The sequence below is a fragment of the Achromobacter sp. NFACC18-2 genome, assembly GCF_900108985.1.
Classification (GTDB): domain Bacteria; phylum Pseudomonadota; class Gammaproteobacteria; order Burkholderiales; family Burkholderiaceae_B; genus Achromobacter.
This window is the reverse complement of record NZ_FNYM01000026.1, coordinates 1-19,453: the sequence shown is the minus strand read 5'-3', so window position 1 is coordinate 19,453 and position 19,453 is coordinate 1. Positions and strand designations below refer to the sequence as shown.

Sequence of the window (19,453 nt, the reverse complement as noted above, 5' to 3'; positions counted from 1 at the left end):
CTGATCAACACCCGTATCTTTTCTACGAGGGAACATTCATGAGTATGAAAACTGCCGTGGTCGCTCAGAATAAGGGTGGCGTAGGCAAGACGGCTGACGCCGTCCACATTGCATTTCACGCCGCCGAACAGGGGCTTAAGACGCTCGTGGTGGATTTGGATACCGGGAATCTCTCCAAGACCATGCGCCAACACCGCCTGGAGGTACCGGCGAGCGCGCTGTTTCTCGACGAGGTGCCGGTCATACCTGAGGCTACTGGCCCGATCTCCCTACTGCACGCGGATCGTCTTTTGGCCAACGTCATCTACATACCACTCGAACGTGCGCTTCGACATTTCCCGGTAAATCTGCGCGAGTTTGAAAAGCGAGGCTTCGATCTCTGCGTGATCGACACCCCCGCCAGCATCGGCATCGCCACCATTACTGCGCTTCGCACCGCGGATGCCGTCATCAGTCCGGTCGAGATGGAGGACTACAGCATCGAGGGCATCAAGGACATGATGCGCGTGATAGTCGGCGCCAAGCAGCACAACCCCAAGCTGCATTTCCTTGGCATCGTGCCGAACCGAGTTGACCGCCGTAATCCGCGCCAGGTCAAACATCTCGCCGAGGTGCAAGCCGCACACGGCAAGCTTCTGGCCCCCGTTGTCGTGGGCCTGCGCACTAGCGTTGCAGAGGCTCTGGCGGCGGGTGAACCCGTTTGGAAGAGCAAAAAGACGACTGCGCGAGCCGCGGGCGCGGAGATGCGCGCGCTCGGCAATCACGTTCTTCAAACGATGGGAGTTGCGAAATGAGTTTAGCTGCTAAACAAGGCGATGCCGGCGGCCTGGACCTGGCCGGCTTGGGCGACCTGGCGGCAATGCTGGACGGGCCGGAAGGCAGCGCAGGCGAACCCAAGCTGTACGACGTGGAAATCATCCATGAAGACAAAGCCAATCGCCGCTGGGAAGACAACCCCGGATTTAGCACGGAGAGTATCGAAGAGCTTGCCGCGTCCTACGCCAGGCGGGAGGCTCAGGGCAAGCGAGGGATGAAGTCACCGATCTCGCTGCGTCCGCACCCGACGATTCAGGGCCACTTCATTATCAACCATGGTCACCGGCGCTTTCGGGCGGCCAAGGTGTTCGGCATGCGGCAGGTTCCGGCATTCGAGGACCCCGATTTCGATGATATTGACCAAGTCGTTGAGAACGTCCAGCGCGAGAACCATACGGCACGCGAGATTGCTGACTTCATCGCCCACAAGGTTGCGCTAGGCATGAGCCAGGCAGAACTGGCGCGCGCTCTCGGTAAATCGAAGGCGTGGGTTAGCCAACACGCGGCGATGCACTCGTTGCCCGAGCCGGTCGCCGAAGCTGTTGCGGCGGGGAAGGTCACTGATGTGACGCTCGCCAACGAACTGGCCGTGGCTCATCGAGAAGATCCGCAGGCCGTGGCAGATCTGTTGCGCACGCCCGAAGCGAAGCCGACGCGGTCTGCGGTGAAGGCGATTCGCAAAGCAGGAGAAGCCAAGCGCGCTTCGCCAGCCGCATCCCCGCAAGCGCCCGCGGACGATGATTCAACTGCCAATGCTGTCCTTGCACCTGACCCCGTGACTGCGCCTGGGCCGGCCAACCCGACCTCCGCATCGGTCGTCCGCGAGATTCCTGCAGAAGGGAAGGTGGAGTTCCAGCAGCGTCGGGATCGACTCGAGCAGGATCAAAAGGACGCCGCGAACCCCATGCTGCGAAGAAAGGGGACTGATGCCCTGGCTCGCCTCATCAAAGCCGCGGTGCGCGACACCGGGCAAAGCCGTCGAGTCGCGAGCTTCTTGCTCGCTTGGTGGAACGCGACGAGCTGTGGCGGTTTCGACCTGGCAGACTTCTGGAGCGTTGACGCCGAGATTGCCGACGACATGCTGCTGGTGATCGGTCTGATACGACAAACGCGCGCCTATCCCGACACCTTGGGGACCGAGATTCATGTTCAGTTCAAGGCGCTGGTTAGCCTTTGGCGTCCGGAGCTGAGTGACGCCTAATCCAGTGTTTAGCCGCTAAACCCCAAGAGGAGAATCTGAATGAAACCTACGCCGACTCGAAAGGGTTCGTGGAGATGCCTGGCAGCAGTATGCGTCCTATATCTGGTACTCGCGCTGATCATTGTTGGCGTGGTGGTGCTCCGGCACGTCGTCCCGGACTGGAGCGGATGGAAGTCGATTGACGGAGCCGTCGCGGTCTTCTTTATGTTCGTGTTCGTCGCCGGTTTGTACGCCAGTATCTTGGGAGTATGGAAAGAGAAGGAATGAATACTTCGAGCAGCGCAAAACCTGGCACACGCAGCCCTGCTGGAAGAGGGCATACGGTAAAATTAAGCGTCTTGGAGATTCGCCGATGCCTACTTCTTTCGAGCTAAAAGAACGCCACCGCGCCGTGGATAACGCGGTTGCAACCCAGCGTCTCGAGGGGCTGGAGCCCGACCCGAAGACTATCGCGGAGTTGCATCGCGTCGCTGACGGCACCTTGAGCATTTCGGATCTGCTCAATACGCTCCGTTCCCGCATCTCCGCGGGGGACTTTCGCTCTCCCGCGATCGACCAATAGCAATGGCTGCCCTGTAGGCGGTCATTTCGCTACCCCCATGGCCAAATACCCTAGCGACGCGAAGGATCCATACGTGGATCCTGCTACCGGCGTGCTTCGCAACCGGTTTGGCATCACCGACGCGGCCGAACTGGACAGGGTGGAGGCGACCTTCGCAGCGGTGCGTGCCTATGAGCTCGCCGTTGCTCCCGTTGACGGCCAATTTGACTTGGCGCACCTTCAGCAAATCCACAAGCGGCTCTTTGGCGATGTCTACGACTGGGCGGGGAGTCTACGGGCGGTGGACATTTCGAAGGGCACTACGCGCTTCGCTAGCCACGAGCAAATCGCGAACTATGCACCTCAGATCACCCGTCCGCTGGCGCGTGATCAGCGCCTGCAGGGGCTTTCACTCGATGCCTTCAGCGACCGGGCGGGGCATTACCTGGGTGAGCTCAATGTCCTGCATCCTTTTAGAGAGGGGAACGGTAGGACTATTCGGGAATTCATTGGCCAGCTCGCGCGGGATGCGGGTTATGGCATCGACTGGCAGGGCATCCGGCGCGAAGATATGACACGCGCCTCGATCGAAGCATATAAGGGCGATTCAACTCTCATGGCTTCGTTGATCCGCGCTGGCCTGCGCGATCTTGACCGCGAGTACGCGCAGGATTTGGCCAGAGCCATTGCTGGGGACAAAGTGCAGATCCACGTGGCCGTCCCTGGCCAAGCATACGAGGGTACAGTCATCGGATCGACGGAGCGGTACATCGTGCAGGAGCAAAGGGATCGTGCCGGAGAGATGGTCCTTCACAGCCGCCGGGCTCTGGTTAACTCGCAGCATGCGGTACCAGGTCAGTCGGTGGAAATCCGATATCCCCATGGCGGTGTCGGCCTGGTCGAAAAGTCGTCCGAAGGGCCCAAATTCGAGAACTTGCTGCAGCGCGAGAACACTCGTGAGATCGACCGGTAACGTCCAGCGTTTAGCGGCTAAACCCCAAAAGTCAAAAGACGTTCATCTGAACCCGTGGATATGTGGATGATCGCTTCGCGACCACTCGGCTCGCTGCGCTCGGCCCATGGACAACCGCTGATGGACAAACGGTGGACAGGCTCCGCCTGCCCACGCGCTTGACCACAGGGTGTGCCCACAGGCTTCCCGAGTTTCACCCACATACCCACCGGCTCCCACTTACCAGTCATGAGACACAGAAGGTCAAAACACTAGCTCGAATGACCCAGTAAGCGTGATAGAGCCGCATAAACCGAATACCCCACGCCTGCTTCCCACGGGTATTCGGGCTCCGCTTTGGGTGAGAGGGATTGCGCCTCTGAAGGAAGGTGCTTCGGGTTGCTCGACAGGAATGCGTCGAGCCTGCGTATCGAATGCAAGCCCGTTGACCACGAGCCAGCGCTTCATGAAGCCATTGATCGCAAGCTGGAAATCGAACGGTCCTGGATGCGCGATGGAGCGAGAGATGATGAATTTTCGACCGCTATTCTCCACCGCCTCACCCCTTCGGCCCAGCTCAGGTGCGGCTGCCCCGATGCTGGGCGATGAGATGTTCACGGACGGCGCTCGCCGAAACGCCAACCGCCTTCACCGCCGCGCGAAGCTGCTCTTCTGTCGCGCCCAGCTCCTTTGTCCAATATCGCAACTCGTGCGACTCATTCACGTTGATACGGGAACGGTCTTGCGGGCCTCGCTGATTCAAGTCATCTGACATTTAGGTCTCCTTCAGTCGAACGTGAGTTTGCAATGCCAGCAAGTTGCGTGCCCCGGTGGGGAAGCACTCTGTTCAGCAGCTAAGCAAAAAACGAACGCCTCCCGGTAACGTCGGCATCCAATTTCGCACACGGTGGTTTAGCCGCTAAACACTCCTGCCCGGTCAGGGGTGCCATTGAAAAGCGCCCCATGCGGGGCGCTGATTGTTGGCGTAACCGTTAAACGACAGGAAGCCTGCGGTCCGGGGGCCTCTTTGGGTCGGAGACTGTAAATGGACTGGCAGATCGTGGCGCCCCACGCTGCGCCAACTCGTTCTTCCAGCCTTCTTCCCACGCGGCCATTCGCCGGATCCAGTCGCCGGGAGATTCCCCCGTATGGGCTGGCATCGCGGCCGCCTTCAGGTATGGGCAATCCAACAGGCTAAGTCCGTTACGGGCTGCCTCTTCGCCCATCTTCTGGACGTCGTCGAACATGACATACCCTCCAAAAGTTGCGAGTGCCTAGTATGCCAATGAAACGTCATTCGATTCAATGGTGCGCCAGTACTGGGCGCGAGGTGCGCCTTTACCGCGGAGCCATTCCCTTCCGGAGCTTTCCCGGGGCTTCCAATAACTCCCGGACCATCCGCTCTTGCTCGGCGACGCATGGCTCGGCGGCCAGGATCTCCAACCACTCGTCGTACACGGGCGCCAGCACACCGGACGGCCGCTTGAAGCAATCCGACAGTTGCTTGGTGCGCAGGATGAACGAGCGGTAGCGCTTGACCTCCTGCAGGAGCGCTAGCACGTCGACATCACTGATCTTGCCGTCCGGGCCGCGATGGCGGTCCTGGATGGCGCGCAACTGTTCCACGCGGAGCGGGGGATTGAAAGGCATGATGCAAACAATACTGTATGGACATACAGTATAAACAAGCCTAGAATCTGCGCCATACCGCCCCAATTTCCGTGGGCAGCGTGGGACTGTAGCCATGATCAATCCAGAAGATTGGCGCCGTATGGACGACTACTACTGGGCGGGGCCTCCCGGCTGGACCATCTGCCGCGTTTGGGTGGATGGGCGTTACCAGCACGAGCTGTGGCACAGCAGGGGAGAGACGCCGCGACTGATTGGCATGCGCGCGTCCTTCGAAGGCGCGCTTGCATTGTTCGATCACCAGCCTCGCTCCTGACGTCAGATTGGATCGATGGCGTCTGGCAGCTGGTACTTCGAATTGCCCACTTCCTGCCGGACCGGATGCCACGTGAAAGCGTCCTCGGGCACGTCGTCGTGCAGCAGATCCCGCGCATCTGCGGCCGAGAGTGCCGGGTCGATCCAGCGTTGCGCGATCTCCGCAGGCAGGGCGACTGGACGTCTGGCATGGATATCCACCATTCCGCCCTTCGTGTCGTTGGTCACGATAGCAAAGCCGTGAGCGGCATCCAGCGGCGCGTCCGGCGACCAGGCCGTCAATGCGGCAAAGTAGAGCGGGCCAGCACCGTGGATGTAGTGGGGCTGCTTGGTGCCGTCCGCCAGCACGGGCCATTCGTACCAACCGTCTGCCGGCACAAGGATGCGCCCAGATCCGATGAGAAAGCGCCAGGGCCATCCGTTCTTCAGAATGGTCTCCAGCTTGGCATTGCTCATGAAGTGTTTGGAATCGGTGCGCTTGTAACCCCACGGCAGTCTGGCCATGGCCTCGGTGCCTTCAGCCAGGCGATGCAAAGTGAGCGGGCGCGTGCCCGGGGGTATGTTGAATCGCGGCCCCGCTGGGTCCGCGAAGATCTTGCCTTGGTTGGTAAAGATCCGCTCAACGTAGTCCAGCGGACCCGATTTCTGAACGATTCGACCGCACATCGATCACCTCTGTAAATGCAGATGTCCGGCCAGTATAGGCGCGTGCGTGCCGTTTTGCGGGTGGCCACCACGAGGGGGAGAGAGGGCAGTCTTGCGTCTTTGGCGAGTGTGACACGCTGTTCTCGCCGTCAAGTGCTGCGCGTCGCCGGCGCCACCGGCACCGCTTGCGGCCAGGGCCGGCAGGCCACTTGACCGCTCCGCTGCAGCGTATCCCAGGATCGCCGGGCAATCCCGCCCGGCACTGGAGATCCAGCAATGCAGTATTCCATCGCGTTCAACACCATCGATCACGCCGCGGGCGCTCTCTTCGTGCAGGATTCCGCTGGCGCGGTGCGCCCGGCCGCGCCCAAAGAGATTCTCGCCGCGGCACGCGAGATTGTCCTGCGGGAGATCCAGCGCGGCCAGCACATGGATTCGCCAAAGCTCGCGCGCGAGTTCCTGCAGCTGCGGTTGAACCCCAGTCTTGAGCACGAAGTGTTCGGCATCCTGTACCTGAACCCGCGCGCCGAATTGATCGCATATGAAGAACCGTTCCGAGGGACGTTGAGCAGCGCTCCTGTATATCCGCGCGAGATCGTCAAAGCTGCGCTGGCGCACATCGCGGCGAGCGTGATCTTGGCGCACAACCATCCGAGCGGTCATGCCGAACCGAGCGCGGCCGACATCAGCATGACGCGCCAGCTCAAGGATGCGCTCGCATTGGTCGGCACCACCGTACTCGATCACTTGATCGTGGCCGGCAACAGGATCGTCTCGTTCGCAGAGAAGGGCATCATGCCCTGACCTGCAGCGCCGGGCCTGGCGCTGGTGTCAGGCCTTGGGCGCATCTTTGCCCTGCGCGCACCAGGCGCAAGGGGCTTTCGCGGCATATAGCCGCTCGCTGCGCTCGCTTTATATTCCACGTCCCCTTGCCCCCGGCGCTTGTTCCGCAGGGCGCCAGTGCTCCCGTCCCGCCACCCGGCCGGGCCCTACTTCTGAGGAGCACGATATGACCCAAGCCACTCTTTCTGTCGCACACCTGGTTCCCGATGGCGATCGCATGGACTTCCTGCCCAAGGCGTTCGGGCACCGCCTGATGTTGCGTGGCGAAATCAGTGTCTACAACTGGCTCGACCGTCTTTCGAAGGAGTACGCGGGCGGCTACTGGCACTACTACGAAATCCCCAACGGCTTCTACATGGCACCGGCTGACTACGAGAAGCTTCACCTCGCTTGGCCGATGAACTACTTCGAACGCAGCATGTCGGCGGACGCCGCCGGCATCGTGGCCACGCTGTTCGCCCTCTGCGAACTGTGCGGGCATTTCCCCAGCGACGACCTGATCGACAAGTACCACGCCCTGCGCGACTTCGCCGGCGAGCACGCAGAGGCGCGTGCGATCTTCGCAGCCATCGATTGACGGTCCAAGGCCCGCTTCGGCGGGCCATTTTCTTCTGCGGCGCCGGCTGAGCAATGGCCCGCTGCCCCTGCTAAGAGGCGCTGCAGGGCAACGTTTGCGCTTCGAACGAAGACCGTTGAAGGCGGGACGGGGTGGCGGGTCTGCTTTCCCGGTCAGGTTGCCACGTCGTTCTCGCGTTCAAGTGCGGCGCGCTACCGGCTTTGCCGGCACCGCTGGCGGCCGCCGGCCGTCTTCGACACTTGAGCGCTGCGCTGCGCCGTGCCTCTCAAGTTCCGGGCATTCCCGCCCTGGCAACCGGAGAGACCACATGGCCAAAACCTCAAATGCACAACAGCGTCGCTTTCTGAACAACGCCGACGCTCATCAGAAGGAGATTGTCAGCCTGCTGCGCCAGGTGGCGTACACGCGAGGTATTGATCGCGTGTGGAGCGATTGGGTAGAGATCTGCGCGATCGCGTTGGCTCGTGCGGACCTCGCGCAGCGCGAGGTGCGCGAACAGCGCTACCTGCAGGTGATCGCACAGTACGAACGCGCGGAGCTCGACCAGCTGGTGCAGGCCTTCGCGCACTTGGTGATGTCCTACGAGCTGCGCGTTGAGGTGGCAGACTTTGGCGATGTCCTCGGAAGCACCTTCATGATGCTGGACATGGGCAACGCCGGCGCTGGTCAATTCTTCACGCCCTACGAGGTTTCGCGCCTGATGGGGAACATGATGATGGGCGATGGCCAGGCGCTGGTCGCCAAGACAGATGCGCACGGATTCATCCGTGTCTTGGAGCCAGCCTGCGGCGCCGGTGGCATGTTGATCGCCGCCGCACACGCGATGCACGACGCTGGCCTGAATTACCAGCAGTGCATGCACGCGACTGCGATCGACATCGATGAGCGCTGCGTGCATATGACGTTCATCCAACTCGCGTTGCTGCACGTGCCGGCGGTGGTCATTCACGGCAACGGCCTGACAGGCGAATGCCGCGGGCAGTGGTTCACGCCTGCTCATATTCTGGGCGGCTGGGGCGCGCGCCTTCGCCGTCGCGAAGCGGAAGAGGGGGGGCGAGCACTCCTGCAGGCGCCGGCGGCTTTGGACGAGATCCACGTCGACCAGGTGGCGGTCGACAGTCAATCGGCCGAGAGCGGTGCGCCGCTGCAGGCCATCCCAAAAACCATCCGTCAAGCTGCTGCAGCTGGCCAGATGTCGCTCTTCTAGCGAGACTCCAAGTGGCCCCGCTCGGGGCCAGGCGCGCCGGCGACGCGCCATCTTCTTCCCATGCGGACCATCAAGCACTGCACGGAGCACACAGTCGCATCCCCCTCCCGCACGGACGACCGGGCCGCGGCGCGCGGCTTTGTAGCCGCGGCCCATCTTCAAGGGCTTTCGCGGCATAAACCGTTCGCTGCGCTCACTATTTATTCCACGTCCCTTGACCGCGCTCTCATGGGCTGCGCCCGCATGCCCCGTGCAGTGCAATGCAGATCGGCTGACATTGCTGCACGCAAGGAGCCAACCATGAGCCGTGTTGTCCTGGGCGATTGCCTGTCCGTTCTTCCCACCTTGCCGGATCGCTGCGTCGACCTGGTGCTGACCGATCCGCCGTACCTCGTCAACTACGTGGACCGCTCCGGCCGGAGCATTGCGAACGATCGAACCGACGAATGGCTGGCGCCGGCGTTCGCGCAGATGTTCCGCGTGCTTCGCGATGACGCCTTCTGCATTTCGTTTTATGGGTGGAACCGTGTCGATCGGTTTTTTGCCGCCTGGCGTGCCGCCGGCTTTCGCGTCGTCGGCCACCTCGTTTTCGCAAAGCAGTACCAGTCCAAGGCGCGTTTCCTGGCTTACCAGCATGAGTCTGCCTACCTGCTGGCCAAGGGCCAGCCAGCGCTGCCGGCCGAGCCCCTGCCGGACGTCATGCCCTGGAAGTACAGCGGCAACCGCCATCATCCGACGCAAAAGCCCGTCGAATGCCTGGCGCCGCTGATTGAGTCATTCAGCCGCCCGCGGGACATTGTGCTTGACCCGTTCGCGGGCTCCGGTTCCACGTGCGTGGCCGCCCGCCAGGTCGGCCGGCGCTTCTACGGGATCGAAATGGATCCGAAGTATCACGCCGCAGCGACGCAACGCCTTCAACTTGCCCGTCAAGAAAGGATCGCAGCATGAGCCGGAACGACAACGCAACAACGCAGGGCCTGACCGCTTTCCTTCGGGGCTACGGGAAACACAATCGTGATGGCCTGTCGGCCATCGCGAAGTACGGTGCTTGGCCGGTGCTGGCCGCCCGCGAAAGCGAGCGGCGCATGGCGGCGATTATCGAATCGCTGCCGCTCGATGAGGTGGTGGCCATTGCCCAGTCGGAAATCGACCTCAACGCACTCGCCCGCCAGGTGCTGGGCGAGTTAGACACGGATTGAGCCCCCTGGCCATGGCAGAACTTTCCATGGCGGCTCGCGCCGCCATTGCCGACATTGCCAGCCGCATTCTGAATCTAGAGTCGTTGGATTGCCCCGACAGCGAGCCGCTGGAATTTCACGAGCTGTCCGTCTGCCAGATGCGCGCGGAGTTGGAGGCCGCGCACTTGGCCGGCATGGCGATCGCCGGGCGTAGGAAAAACGGCGCCGGCCTACCGGCCGGCGCTGCATTTCATACGATCCCGAGCACCCGCGTCATGTTGGCGGATATCTGACTCCGAATCGCTTCGCGCGCCGCCGCCGCGTTTGGGTACACCGTGCCAGGCGGACCCACCGGTTCCCATGGTCCCGTTTGCTGGTACTGGATCTGCGCCAAAATTCCACTTCCGTCGCTCGAATGCGTCATCGTGTACGCGGCCCTGAGCCCGTTCACGATCATGGTTCCACCCATAGTCACACCCAGTCTCCCATTCGATCGCCAAATTAATTCCGAGTTGAGCTTGCCACTCTGATGGTGCAGCGGTACTAGGAAAAACACGCATCCGGTTGGCATCAGCTTGTGCTAGATTGCGGGCCTCACGATCCTGGGCACCGCGCCGAAATGGATGAGCCAAAGAAAAAGCGCAGGGCTAAGAAACAGCCAGAGCTGCATTGCTCGTTTTGCGATAAGTCCCAGTACGAGGTGCGAAAGCTCGTTGCCCGAGGTGACAACGATCAGGTCACGATCTGCGACGAGTGCATTGAAATGTGTGTTGGGATCGTCAACGATCAGTCGTTGATAGAGGCCGAACAACGCCCAAAGGCGTTGTTTGACTACATCGTCCGGCAGCATGAAATCATCGGCCAGGCGCGGGATCGGGCGAACCGGGCCATGGGCCTGCTGAACATCTCGATGCCGCCTTCGACGGATTCTCAGCACTAAGTCGATTGACTTCAGCTTGGCCTGAACGCCGCCGCGGGCCGTTTTCAGATTCAGAATTCACACCTGGGCGTGCCCCTACGCCTGCGGCTCCGGGTCGGGCTCTCGCGCTGCGCGTTGAGCCTGGCTAACCCCGCCAGTCTCACCCCCTGCGGGGCTTCCATCCGTCCCTCCCTTCGGTCGGCTCACGCCTTCGCGCCTGCCGGCGCTGCGCGCTGCCGCTTGCGGGCGGCCTTCGGCCGAATTTGAGCCCTACGGGCTTGGGGCGCTCGCCGCGCGGCCGGCTCGGAATCGCTATCGAGCAGGCGCAATGCCTGTCCTGGCAGTCCGGCGCCCTAAACCGCCGACTGTATCACTGCGCTCCTCGTTCCAAGGGTTCGCTTCGCCGGGTGCTCTCCCGTTCGGTGCTCAGCCTTCGGCCTGCGCTCCGCGTGCGGCATCCGCGCCCGCCCTTTCCAGTCGTCTCTCCGTAATCCAGCACGGCAAGGGCGACGAACTACCAGGACGGGCGGCATACAACGCGCAGCCGCCGAACTGCGAAACCCGATCCGAAAACCTACCAGGGGGCTCGGAATCTTCAGTCCAGGTCAGCACAAAAATCTGAGGCAGAGGGAATGGTGAGTAAACAGCCTAAACATCTTTCGAAGGACAAGATGACCATGCATATCAAGTACGTCACGGATCGACTCGCGGGCGAGCCAGACATTCTGACGCCGATCCGGCACCTGCCGCTCAATATTCGGACGCTTGACGGGGACACCGTGGTCATACAGCAAGCGCCCCAAAAGGGATGGACTCACGAAGCGCTTTGCGCCTTTCAACCCGTAGCAGCCGCCGATGGTTGCGAGGCGTTCTTGGGAACGTCCTGGGTCGGATCGACAGAAGTTTAACCAGTAGAAGGAGGTTTTCATGGCACACACCGTACAGAACACGCCGGACTCCAAGCCGGCTCCCGTTTTCCTTCGTGGCCTGAGCGCCCGCTTGTTGTATGCAAAGGCAGGTCCTGAGGGCGACGTGAACCCGGCCTACGCCGCAGCGGTGGACGCCGGCGTTGACGATTTCCAAGCCGGACGCGCTTTTGATGACATCCCTCCGCTTCTCGCAGATATCCGGGAACTGGCGATTTTCTGGGACCAGGGTTGGGAGCAGGCGAGGCACGCCCATTTTTTGCGCGAAGAGGCAACTCAATCCGAAAACCTGCGTAGGGGCTCGGAATATTAAGTCCAAGTCAGGACTTCAAACCAGCTTGAAAGCAGAGGAAAAGATGAGCCAACAGATTTACGCCAAGCTAAAGAAGAGCAGCAAGTACTACGGTCAGACGGAACCGGGGGAACGCTTTGCAGTCCACATCGCGCACCAAGGCGAATGGGAATACGTGGTGCAGGGTAACAACAACAACTACCGTCTCGCAGATGTGAATCTCTTCGTGATGAACGACGAAGGAGTCGAACTGCGAATCGCTTAACGGCAGGCCCCCTCGACACGAACTACTCTGAACTCCCAGACAACCCGACATGCTCATTAGTCTCTACACACAGCCCAATTGCGCGGCATCCAATCTGACGCGGGAAGCATTTCAGCGCGCCGTATTTCCCTTCACCGAGCGCAGCGCCATGGATTACGCGCCTGCGCTGGCACGGAAAGGCTTCGACTCTGCGCCTGTTGTGACTGTCGCGGTTGAAAACGAATTGGTCGCTTGGGAAGGCCATCGCCCGGACCTGATCGAACTGCTGACCGACTTGATGGACACCGGCCCGGTCGCTGCGGACGGCCTGCGCGAAAGGGAGGCGGCGGATGAAGCTGTGTTGACGCGACTTCAAGTGATGCAGGAAATCCGCGACCATCAACTGAGCGCCGAAGACTTTTTCGCTGAGCACGGAAACCACCCGCTGTATCGCGGGCGCGACCTGCTGAACTAGCTCGGCTACTAACGAAAAGCCCCTACTCGGCGGCAACCGATAGGGGCTTGCACCTCGACCCACCCTTGCAAGGAGAACCGTGATGAACCACGACTTTATCAGATTGGCGCATGACATGCGCCGCGCCCACCGGCTGGGCCTGAGCTTTCGCATCCCCGCGATGACGATGCGCCAGCTTACCGCGCTCATCGCCGCGCTCGACGCGCCGGAAATCCCTGCCCAACTGCACTGATCTCGATATCGACCTGGAGCATTTTGATGAAACTCGATTCCACCGAACTCGCCGCCGTCCACGCCGCAGCAACGCGCGCGGAAATGCCGTACTCGCAACTGCGCCTGAGCGAAACGTACCAAGCTCGGGGCGCGCAGGACCGCAAGCAGGACGCGGAAATTCTGGAACTGAAATCCACCATCCAGGCGATGGGCGGATTGCTGCAAAACCTCGTTGTGGTCGCAGCGCCGGACGGTTCCTATGAGGTGTGCGCGGGAGGACGGCGCTGGACGGCCCTTGGCTTGCTGGTCGAGGACGGCGTTTTCGCCGCCGATTACCCGGTTCCTTGCCTTGTGATCCCGGCCGCTCATGCGCACCACGCCAGCCTCATCGAGAACATCGGACGCAAGGCGATGCACCCGGCCGACGTGTACACGGCATATGCGCGCTTGCGCGACGAGAACTGGACGGTCGCAGCCATCGCTGCCGCGCACGGCGCATCGGAATCGGCCGTCAAGAAGCTGCTGGCGCTCGGGAGCGTGTCGCCCACGCTCATGCAACTGTTCCGCGACGGGAAAATCAAGATGGACGAAATGCAGGCGCTTGCCTCGGTTTCGGACCACGCCCGCCAGGAGGCGGCATGGAAGGCTTCGGCGAGCCAATCCTGGAACCGGGACTACTACATCCGCCAGTTGCTGGCCGAATCCGAAATGCGCGGCGATTCGCCCGTGGCGCGGTACGTGACCGTGGCCGCCTACGAGAAGGCGGGCGGGGAAGTCCGCCGTGACCTCTTCGAGAACGAGGCCTATCTGGCCGACCCCGAGAAGGTGCGCGCCATGGCCGTGGCCAAGATGCAGCGGTCCAAGCTCTTCAAGGCGATACAGGCCGAAGGCTGGCTGTGGGTGGAATGCCGCGTGTCTTTCGACTACGCCGACAAGAAGGCCTTTGGCGAGATTCAGCGCGCCCATCAAGAGCCGAGCAAGGCCCAGGCCAAGCAGATCGATGGACTGCAAAAGAAGATCGAAGCTGCGCGGTCAAAGCTTACCGAACTGCAAGAGGCCGAAGACCAGGACGCGGCCGACCTGGACAAGGTTCGCGGCTTGATTCGAGGCTACGAAGGGCAAATCCGGGAAATCCGGGCCGAGCTTTTCGACTACGCGGCCGACTTGAAAGCCCTGTGCGGCGCGATTGTGCATCTGGACTATCAAGGCGACTTGACCGTCACCCGTGGCCTGATCCGCCAGGAGGAACGCGATGCCGTGGCGCAGGCCATGCGCAGCAACGACGGAGACGGCCAGACCACGGCGGGCGTGGACCTGCCCCCCGTCATGACGCGGCCGGTGCATTCTGAGGCGCTGACTAACCGGCTCCAGGCACAGCGCGTCATCGCACTCCAGGCCGAAGTCATGGCCCGCCCGACGCTCGCACTCTGCCTGCTTCTTGAGCAGATGCTGAGTGACTTTGATTGGGAGCGGCGCGGCAGCGCCGGAGACTCGTTCGATTTCTCATTGCGGCCCGCGCTTCACGAGCTGTCGAACACGGACGCCGACATCAAGGAAAGTGCGGCCTGGACAGCGGTGCACGCGCAGATTGAGGCCGTCACCAAGCATGTGCCGTCGGACGATGCGGCGGTGCTGCCCTGGCTGCTTGAGCAACCGCACGCCGACCTCATCGATTTGCTCGCCGTGCTCACCAGCGTATCGATCTATCGCCGCCAAAGCCATTCCCATGGGGCTGAACCTCGGCACCTGGACCGTCTGGCGGGCATCATCGGCCTGGACATGAGCAGGTGGTGGAAGCCGACCGCGCAGTCTTATCTTACCCACGTCTCCAAGGACCGCATCGCGGCGGTGGTCACGGAAGCCCTGGACGCGGAGCAGGCAAAGCCGCTGCTTGCCATGAAGAAGGCCCAGGCCGCCGCCGCAGCCGAACAGTTGCTGGAAGGTAGGGGCTGGGTGCCCGAACTCATGCGGACCGAGCCTTCTCGGATTCCGATGGCGGTGGAGCATCCTATGGGAGAAATGGAGCCATAAGTACCGCATCCCCCCGGGGCACCCCGGGCGGACGGCGAACTTAGAAGCGAGCGCGGATGGGCGGGCATTGCCCGCCCGTCGGCCGTACGACCAACAATTTTCTCCTAGAAATTCCCTTGATGGAATATTCCCTCTAGGTTATAATCGATCAAACAACCGAGGCAGGGACTGATGGTTTGGGAAGTTGAGTTCACGGACGAGTTCGAAGACTGGTGGAACACCTTGTCGGCCAGCGAACAGGAATCGGTGGCCGCTACGGTCGGCCTTCTGGAGGAAAGAGGCACGTCGCTTGGGTTTCCTCATTCGAGTGGGATAAACGGCTCGAAACACGAACACATGCGCGAGCTTCGGACACAGGCGGGCGGCCATCCGCTGCGCACGCTCTACGCGTTTGATCCCAGGAGAACTGCCATTTTGCTCATAGGCGGTGACAAAATGGGGAAGGACCGCTGGTATGAAGAATTCGTGCCGCGAGCAGACAAGCTATACGACGATCATTTGGAACAATTGCGAAAGGAAGGGCAGATCAATGGCTAAGAAATTCTCAACGCTCCGATCGGCCATGTCGCCGGAATCTCAGGCTCGCGCCCAGGCCGCCACGGCCGAAATGCTCCGAGACATGCCGCTCCAGGAATTGCGCCAAGCTCGGGGTCTGTCGCAGAAGGTCCTGGCCGAGATATTGCACGTACAGCAACCGTCCATCGCCAAGATGGAGAAGCGAACGGACATGTACATTTCGACGCTGCGCAGCCACATCGAGGCGATGGGTGGTCAGCTTGATGTGGTCGCCCGCTTCCCGGATGGATCGGTGCGGATCAGCAACTTTTCCGACCTTTCCGCCTGATTCGGAGAGGTTGATCTGGACGCAAGGCAGCCTCTTAGGACGATGCGGAAACTCGGCGAAAATTACGCCGCTGCTGCGACACTGCCCACGAGGGATGCTGGCGCGACGAGCTTAGGGGAGAGCACGAGAAGTTCATTGGCCTGCCTTTTCACCTGCGCGAAGTAGTTCAGACCCTTCTTGTATAAAGGCAGTCCCCTGTACAACGCCTTCACCTCCGCAGCGTCATCATAGGTGAGCATCCAAGGGCATTTCAGTTTGCGGATTGCCTGAGCAAGCTGCTTATGGTCCTCAGGCTTATAGAAGTTTGTGTAAAGGTCCTTCCCTTGGACGTAATAGGGGGGGTCGATGTTCATCAGGGCGCGTTTTGGAAGCGTCTTTTCCCATAGCGGAATACACGTCTCCGCGTCTAGTTGGGTGAGTTTGATCACCTCTTTGTGAGATGCTATCCGTCGAATCTTGCTCAACAAACCTTCCTTGTTGAAACGGCAGTCAATCTTATAGTCTCCTGCCTGCTTCTTGCCGCCGATCACGCCGCCGGTAATGATCCCGGAACGATTCGTTCGATTTAGAAAGAAGGCTGCATAGCCCAAGTCAAGAGATGTTCCCTCCTTTGCAAAAAGTCGCTCATGCTGGCGGTGCCATTCTTCGATGGTTACCGGCGTCTTCTGGATACGATCACATAGGGCCTCAGTGTCATGTAAGACTGAATGCCAGAAGCCGTAGATCGCGGGATCTATGTCGTTAAGCCAAATTTCGGACACGTGTCCGGCGAAGAGCAGCCGGAAAGCGAGCCCCGCTCCCCCAGCAAACGGCTCCGCGTAAACGCCCGTTAAGAGGCCATTTGCCCGAAGGAGGTCGGTGACGAACGGGGCCAGTTGCGATTTGCCGCCGGGATATCTCAGGGGTGTTTCGGTTGTAGACATTGCGCGAGCATATCCAAATTTCAGGCCGGTGGCCAGCCGTTAAAGAAGTCGAATCAACATTGCTTCAAGGGCGCTTTGCCAGTTGTCCCAGACGCCAATCAAGCTCCGTCGGCTCGGCATGTGGCCTGCATGCACCGCCGCGCCCAGGGTATGAAGACTAAAGGACGAGTCGGCGTTACTGGCTGCCAGACGAAGGTTCTTCATCAGCGGGTCCGTTCGAGCAACCCCGCTGCGTTCAAGCGCGTCGTGGCACGCCTGCGTGAGCTTGTGATCGTCCATTTTGGCGAAAAACACGCCTTCCTTTTTGGCATAGAGAACCATGACTCGTTCCAGGAACGCGCGGAGTAGGTAGTTTGCGGAAAAGTAAAAGTCGTCCGGAGCTACTCGGCGAAGCTCCCACAACAGTCGTTGGAGCGCACGGTCCCCTTTGTAGGTGACTACGAAGTCACTCGGAACGACATAGGGACGGTCATCGGGATGCCGAGGATTGCGCTGCTTCTTGGTGGTTTTTTTTGGCGCGGGAGGAATTACCGGGCTGGGAAGGGCCGTCTTCGGAGAGACTCCCCTATCGTGCAACGACGTACCATAGGCTTTCCAGTCCTTCGCCTTCGTGCGGGAATTCACTGGGGGGGGAGTCCCGTCTTCCCGCGGAATTGCGTCAGAAATAAATTGCCTTAGCGCTACGTCGACTTCAGAGGGATCGTGGGTGAAAGTTAGGCTGCCTCTATCTCCCAGACCGAGGGCCGCCCGGACGACGGGGTTGCCGAGATAGCGAGTCAAGGTTGTGATCCCGATACTATTCCGCGTGTCTTCGTCTATCCATCCTGCAGCCGTCGCGCGGTCGAGAATCTCCAGGGCCATTGTGTCCGGAGAGTTGCCTTTCGCATATCGCGCCTTTTGATCGGTGTCCCAGGATCTGATCCCCGCGCCATCTTGGGCACCAAGATGGCGGAGTTCCATCCACGGACGGGCTGCATCGCGATTGGTGAAGACGACTAGCGAAAATTTGGCGGGTACTTGAACCTGCTTTTTGAGTTCGCTAAGTACGTTTCGCGTGGCGGCGGACGGTGCCTTGCGCGGGTCGTGAAGCACTTTCAACGCGCATGTTCTCCGATTGCCCTCCGCGACAATGTAATGGCCTGGATTGTCGTCCATCTCGACCACGCCTATTGTTTCGAGGGGATTGATACCGCCGTTCTTAGCGATGTTCTTGGCGAGGTTCAGTACCTTTTCCGCCCGGAACAGCTCCTCAATAATTTTGTCCTCATCCTGAATGGGGTCGTGACGAGGATTCTCGGGGTCCAGATGCAGCCTCGTAAGAGGAATGTTGTCAACTCGCTTGTATGACGTCGAGGCCATGGTTTCGCTAGTTCCTTTCCGTGCATCGGCCAGTGGTGCGGTCGGCGTTAGATACCTCTCGCCGCAAATGCGTCTCTACATTGAGAGCGCCCCCTTGCACCTGAGCCGTGTTAGATGGATCAGTGGATTGCAATTATCCGCTGATAGTAACAAATAGAAATTATGAGCGCGTTTGACTTCCAGTTTGTACTTGCATGTCGATGATGAGGTCGGTTCAATTTCGGGGCGGCGCTTTCCCACCGGCTGCGCCGGCGGGGCCGTCCTTCGAACTTCGTGAGCGTCCCCCGGACGCTCACAGGTGCCCTTAAAGTACCCGGCGCCATGGCGGCGCCGGGCCCCTTAAGGCCACCACACAGGACGCACCCTCCGGGTGCGGTCATCTCTTTGATTTTTTTTGGGTTTTCCTTGCGGCGGGCTGTTTTCTTTTGTCTGACAACGAAAAAGGCCACAAAACATATGCCCGCGCAAACGCAGGCTTACACGGCCATCGTCACTGTATACAAACGTCTGATTTTGCGGACTCTCGCCCTGCAACTGCCCCGCTTGTGACGCCTTGTCCACACGTTGTGACGCCTTGTCTACACGCTGTGATTCCTTGTCTACACGTTGTGACTCCACGTCTACACTTTGTCTACGCAACGTGACAGCTTGTCGACAAGAATATGGGCGGCGCTCGCTTTCGGGTCCTGGTCACCGGACACGTGACATTTCGGGCAGCCGTCCGGTCGAGCCAGATGTGTCGCCGCGACTATTAACCCGCGGTGGTAGCGGCGCACCATCCCGAGTGAGAAGTCTCTCCGGCCGGCCACGCCCCGAGCTCAACCCTAAAAGGCGAGGCCCATATGTTGCGGTCAGAAGTCGGCGAATTAGTCGGCGCTCCAACCAAACGTCAGCAGGCAGGCATTGACGCGGCGCCTTGGCGTCGCATCTCGTGAAAAACGAGTGTCTTATCCTGGCCGAACCGCCATTGCGGGCGGCAGCTTTCGACCGAGGCTGTGTGAAAACTCTTTGACGCCGCTACGGTGATCTAGATAGAGTTTGGTATCTCGATCCCGGGAGTCGACATGCCCCGATTCATCGAAGGTCAGGACCGGCAGCAGGTAGCGTTGATCCCGGAATGCCTGGATGACTTCATCGCCGACGACAACCCGGTGCGCATAATCGACGCATTCGTCGACGAGCTCAACCTGGCATTGCTCGGATTTGAGAAGGCGGCGCCAGCAGCTACCGGCCGCCCGTCGTATCACCCGGCTGTGCTGCTGAAGATCTACATCTACGGCTACTTAAATCGGGTCCAGTCCAGTCGTCGACTCGAGCGAGAGT

At 60.5% G+C, this 19,453-nt stretch carries 28 protein-coding genes; 21 read left to right on the top strand and 7 right to left on the bottom strand.

The features are described from left to right. Positions 1-38: 38 nt before the first annotated feature. The 5 genes from BMW75_RS27750 (at position 39) to BMW75_RS27730 (ending at position 3,531) form a co-directional block, all read left to right on the top strand. Positions 39-794: a ParA family protein gene (locus BMW75_RS27750; RefSeq protein WP_254792148.1), complete on the top strand. Its 756-nt coding sequence runs from the start codon at positions 39-41 to the stop codon at positions 792-794. Continuing rightward, the gene (locus BMW75_RS30030) at positions 791-2,017 is read left to right on the top strand and encodes a DUF7673 family protein (protein ID WP_092582741.1); all 1,227 of its coding nucleotides are present in this window, start codon (positions 791-793) and stop codon (positions 2,015-2,017) included. Before BMW75_RS27750 ends, BMW75_RS30030 begins: the two co-directional genes overlap by 4 nt. Positions 2,018-2,056: 39 nt before the next feature. After that, the gene (locus tag BMW75_RS27740) at positions 2,057-2,284 is read left to right on the top strand and encodes a hypothetical protein (RefSeq protein WP_092582740.1); all 228 of its coding nucleotides are present in this window, start codon (positions 2,057-2,059) and stop codon (positions 2,282-2,284) included. Between the two features lie 85 nt (positions 2,285-2,369). Beyond that, a complete protein-coding gene (locus BMW75_RS27735; RefSeq protein ID WP_092582739.1) occupies positions 2,370-2,579 on the top strand; it encodes an antitoxin VbhA family protein in 210 nt (69 codons plus the stop codon). Between the two features lie 73 nt (positions 2,580-2,652). Beyond that, positions 2,653-3,531: a Fic/DOC family protein gene (locus BMW75_RS27730; protein ID WP_254792147.1), complete on the top strand. Its 879-nt coding sequence runs from the start codon at positions 2,653-2,655 to the stop codon at positions 3,529-3,531. 556 nt (positions 3,532-4,087) lie between these two features. On the opposite strand, the gene BMW75_RS27725 is transcribed toward BMW75_RS27730, so the two are convergent. The 3 genes from BMW75_RS27725 to BMW75_RS27715 all read right to left on the bottom strand — a co-directional run bounded on the left by BMW75_RS27725 (position 4,088) and on the right by BMW75_RS27715 (position 5,160). Next, positions 4,088-4,285, bottom strand: a complete 198-nt coding sequence (locus tag BMW75_RS27725) for a DUF3606 domain-containing protein (protein ID WP_092582737.1) — start codon at positions 4,283-4,285, stop codon at positions 4,088-4,090. 217 nt (positions 4,286-4,502) lie between these two features. After that, positions 4,503-4,757 (bottom strand): CrpP-related protein, encoded by a 255-nt coding sequence (locus tag BMW75_RS29930; RefSeq protein ID WP_305781766.1) that lies wholly within the window; start codon positions 4,755-4,757, stop codon positions 4,503-4,505. Positions 4,758-4,848: 91 nt separating this feature from the next. Then, complete coding sequence (locus BMW75_RS27715) at positions 4,849-5,160, bottom strand: hypothetical protein (protein ID WP_092582736.1); 312 nt, start codon at positions 5,158-5,160, stop codon at positions 4,849-4,851. A 94-nt stretch (positions 5,161-5,254) separates the two neighbouring features. On the opposite strand from BMW75_RS27715, the gene BMW75_RS27710 reads away from it, so the two are divergent. Beyond that, entirely contained in the window at positions 5,255-5,455 is a 201-nt protein-coding gene (locus tag BMW75_RS27710) for a hypothetical protein (protein WP_092582735.1), read from the top strand. Positions 5,456-5,457: 2 nt separating this feature from the next. On the opposite strand, the gene BMW75_RS27705 is transcribed toward BMW75_RS27710, so the two are convergent. Then, entirely contained in the window at positions 5,458-6,120 is a 663-nt protein-coding gene (locus BMW75_RS27705; protein WP_092582734.1) for an SOS response-associated peptidase, read from the bottom strand. 255 nt (positions 6,121-6,375) lie between these two features. Here BMW75_RS27705 and BMW75_RS27700 point away from each other — a divergent pair, with 255 nt between their 5' ends. The 7 genes from BMW75_RS27700 (at position 6,376) to BMW75_RS27670 (ending at position 10,844) form a co-directional block, all read left to right on the top strand. Continuing rightward, the gene (locus tag BMW75_RS27700; RefSeq protein WP_092582733.1) at positions 6,376-6,903 is read left to right on the top strand and encodes a JAB domain-containing protein; all 528 of its coding nucleotides are present in this window, start codon (positions 6,376-6,378) and stop codon (positions 6,901-6,903) included. A gap of 205 nt (positions 6,904-7,108) precedes the next feature. Further along, positions 7,109-7,519, top strand: coding sequence for an antirestriction protein (locus BMW75_RS27695; protein WP_092582732.1), 411 nt, complete (start codon positions 7,109-7,111; stop codon positions 7,517-7,519). Positions 7,520-7,826: 307 nt separating this feature from the next. Continuing rightward, positions 7,827-8,726, top strand: coding sequence for an N-6 DNA methylase (locus tag BMW75_RS27690; RefSeq protein ID WP_092582731.1), 900 nt, complete (start codon positions 7,827-7,829; stop codon positions 8,724-8,726). 300 nt (positions 8,727-9,026) lie between these two features. Then, positions 9,027-9,674, top strand: coding sequence for a DNA methyltransferase (locus BMW75_RS27685; protein ID WP_057287135.1), 648 nt, complete (start codon positions 9,027-9,029; stop codon positions 9,672-9,674). Then, positions 9,671-9,925, top strand: coding sequence for a hypothetical protein (locus BMW75_RS27680; RefSeq protein WP_092582730.1), 255 nt, complete (start codon positions 9,671-9,673; stop codon positions 9,923-9,925). The genes BMW75_RS27685 and BMW75_RS27680 overlap by 4 nt, the downstream gene beginning before the upstream one ends. A gap of 11 nt (positions 9,926-9,936) precedes the next feature. Continuing rightward, entirely contained in the window at positions 9,937-10,197 is a 261-nt protein-coding gene (locus tag BMW75_RS27675; RefSeq protein ID WP_092582729.1) for a DUF6900 domain-containing protein, read from the top strand. A 326-nt stretch (positions 10,198-10,523) separates the two neighbouring features. Beyond that, positions 10,524-10,844: a ClpX C4-type zinc finger protein gene (locus tag BMW75_RS27670; protein ID WP_092582728.1), complete on the top strand. Its 321-nt coding sequence runs from the start codon at positions 10,524-10,526 to the stop codon at positions 10,842-10,844. A gap of 584 nt (positions 10,845-11,428) precedes the next feature. On the opposite strand, the gene BMW75_RS29610 is transcribed toward BMW75_RS27670, so the two are convergent. Beyond that, positions 11,429-11,752: a hypothetical protein gene (locus BMW75_RS29610; protein ID WP_175493291.1), complete on the bottom strand. Its 324-nt coding sequence runs from the start codon at positions 11,750-11,752 to the stop codon at positions 11,429-11,431. Here BMW75_RS29610 and BMW75_RS27660 point away from each other — a divergent pair. The 7 genes from BMW75_RS27660 (at position 11,751) to BMW75_RS27635 (ending at position 15,848) form a co-directional block, all read left to right on the top strand. Continuing rightward, positions 11,751-12,062 (top strand): hypothetical protein, encoded by a 312-nt coding sequence (locus BMW75_RS27660; RefSeq protein ID WP_092582727.1) that lies wholly within the window; start codon positions 11,751-11,753, stop codon positions 12,060-12,062. The two genes, BMW75_RS29610 and BMW75_RS27660, sit on opposite strands and share 2 nt — an antisense overlap. A gap of 43 nt (positions 12,063-12,105) precedes the next feature. Then, the gene (locus tag BMW75_RS27655; protein WP_092582726.1) at positions 12,106-12,306 is read left to right on the top strand and encodes a hypothetical protein; all 201 of its coding nucleotides are present in this window, start codon (positions 12,106-12,108) and stop codon (positions 12,304-12,306) included. Between the two features lie 49 nt (positions 12,307-12,355). Beyond that, positions 12,356-12,760 (top strand): thioredoxin domain-containing protein, encoded by a 405-nt coding sequence (locus BMW75_RS29340; RefSeq protein WP_139208609.1) that lies wholly within the window; start codon positions 12,356-12,358, stop codon positions 12,758-12,760. Positions 12,761-12,842: 82 nt separating this feature from the next. Continuing rightward, complete coding sequence (locus tag BMW75_RS29605) at positions 12,843-12,992, top strand: hypothetical protein (protein WP_175493290.1); 150 nt, start codon at positions 12,843-12,845, stop codon at positions 12,990-12,992. Between the two features lie 26 nt (positions 12,993-13,018). Continuing rightward, the gene (locus tag BMW75_RS27645) at positions 13,019-15,004 is read left to right on the top strand and encodes a ParB/RepB/Spo0J family partition protein (RefSeq protein WP_092582724.1); all 1,986 of its coding nucleotides are present in this window, start codon (positions 13,019-13,021) and stop codon (positions 15,002-15,004) included. Positions 15,005-15,175: 171 nt separating this feature from the next. Then, entirely contained in the window at positions 15,176-15,541 is a 366-nt protein-coding gene (locus tag BMW75_RS27640) for a type II toxin-antitoxin system RelE/ParE family toxin (protein ID WP_092582723.1), read from the top strand. After that, on the top strand, positions 15,534-15,848 hold the full coding sequence (locus BMW75_RS27635) for an XRE family transcriptional regulator (protein WP_092582722.1): 315 nt from the start codon (positions 15,534-15,536) through the stop codon (positions 15,846-15,848). Before BMW75_RS27640 ends, BMW75_RS27635 begins: the two co-directional genes overlap by 8 nt. Positions 15,849-15,910: 62 nt before the next feature. Here the strand turns inward: BMW75_RS27635 and BMW75_RS27630 are convergent, their stop codons facing one another. Then, positions 15,911-16,771 (bottom strand): DNA adenine methylase, encoded by an 861-nt coding sequence (locus tag BMW75_RS27630; RefSeq protein WP_092582721.1) that lies wholly within the window; start codon positions 16,769-16,771, stop codon positions 15,911-15,913. 39 nt (positions 16,772-16,810) lie between these two features. Next, positions 16,811-18,130, bottom strand: coding sequence for a ParB N-terminal domain-containing protein (locus BMW75_RS29335; RefSeq protein WP_139208608.1), 1,320 nt, complete (start codon positions 18,128-18,130; stop codon positions 16,811-16,813). A 1,064-nt stretch (positions 18,131-19,194) separates the two neighbouring features. Between BMW75_RS29335 and BMW75_RS27615 the strand changes: the two genes are divergently transcribed. Further along, positions 19,195-19,453 (top strand): transposase (locus BMW75_RS27615; protein WP_139208607.1); only part of this gene is annotated, 259 nt, incomplete at its 3' end.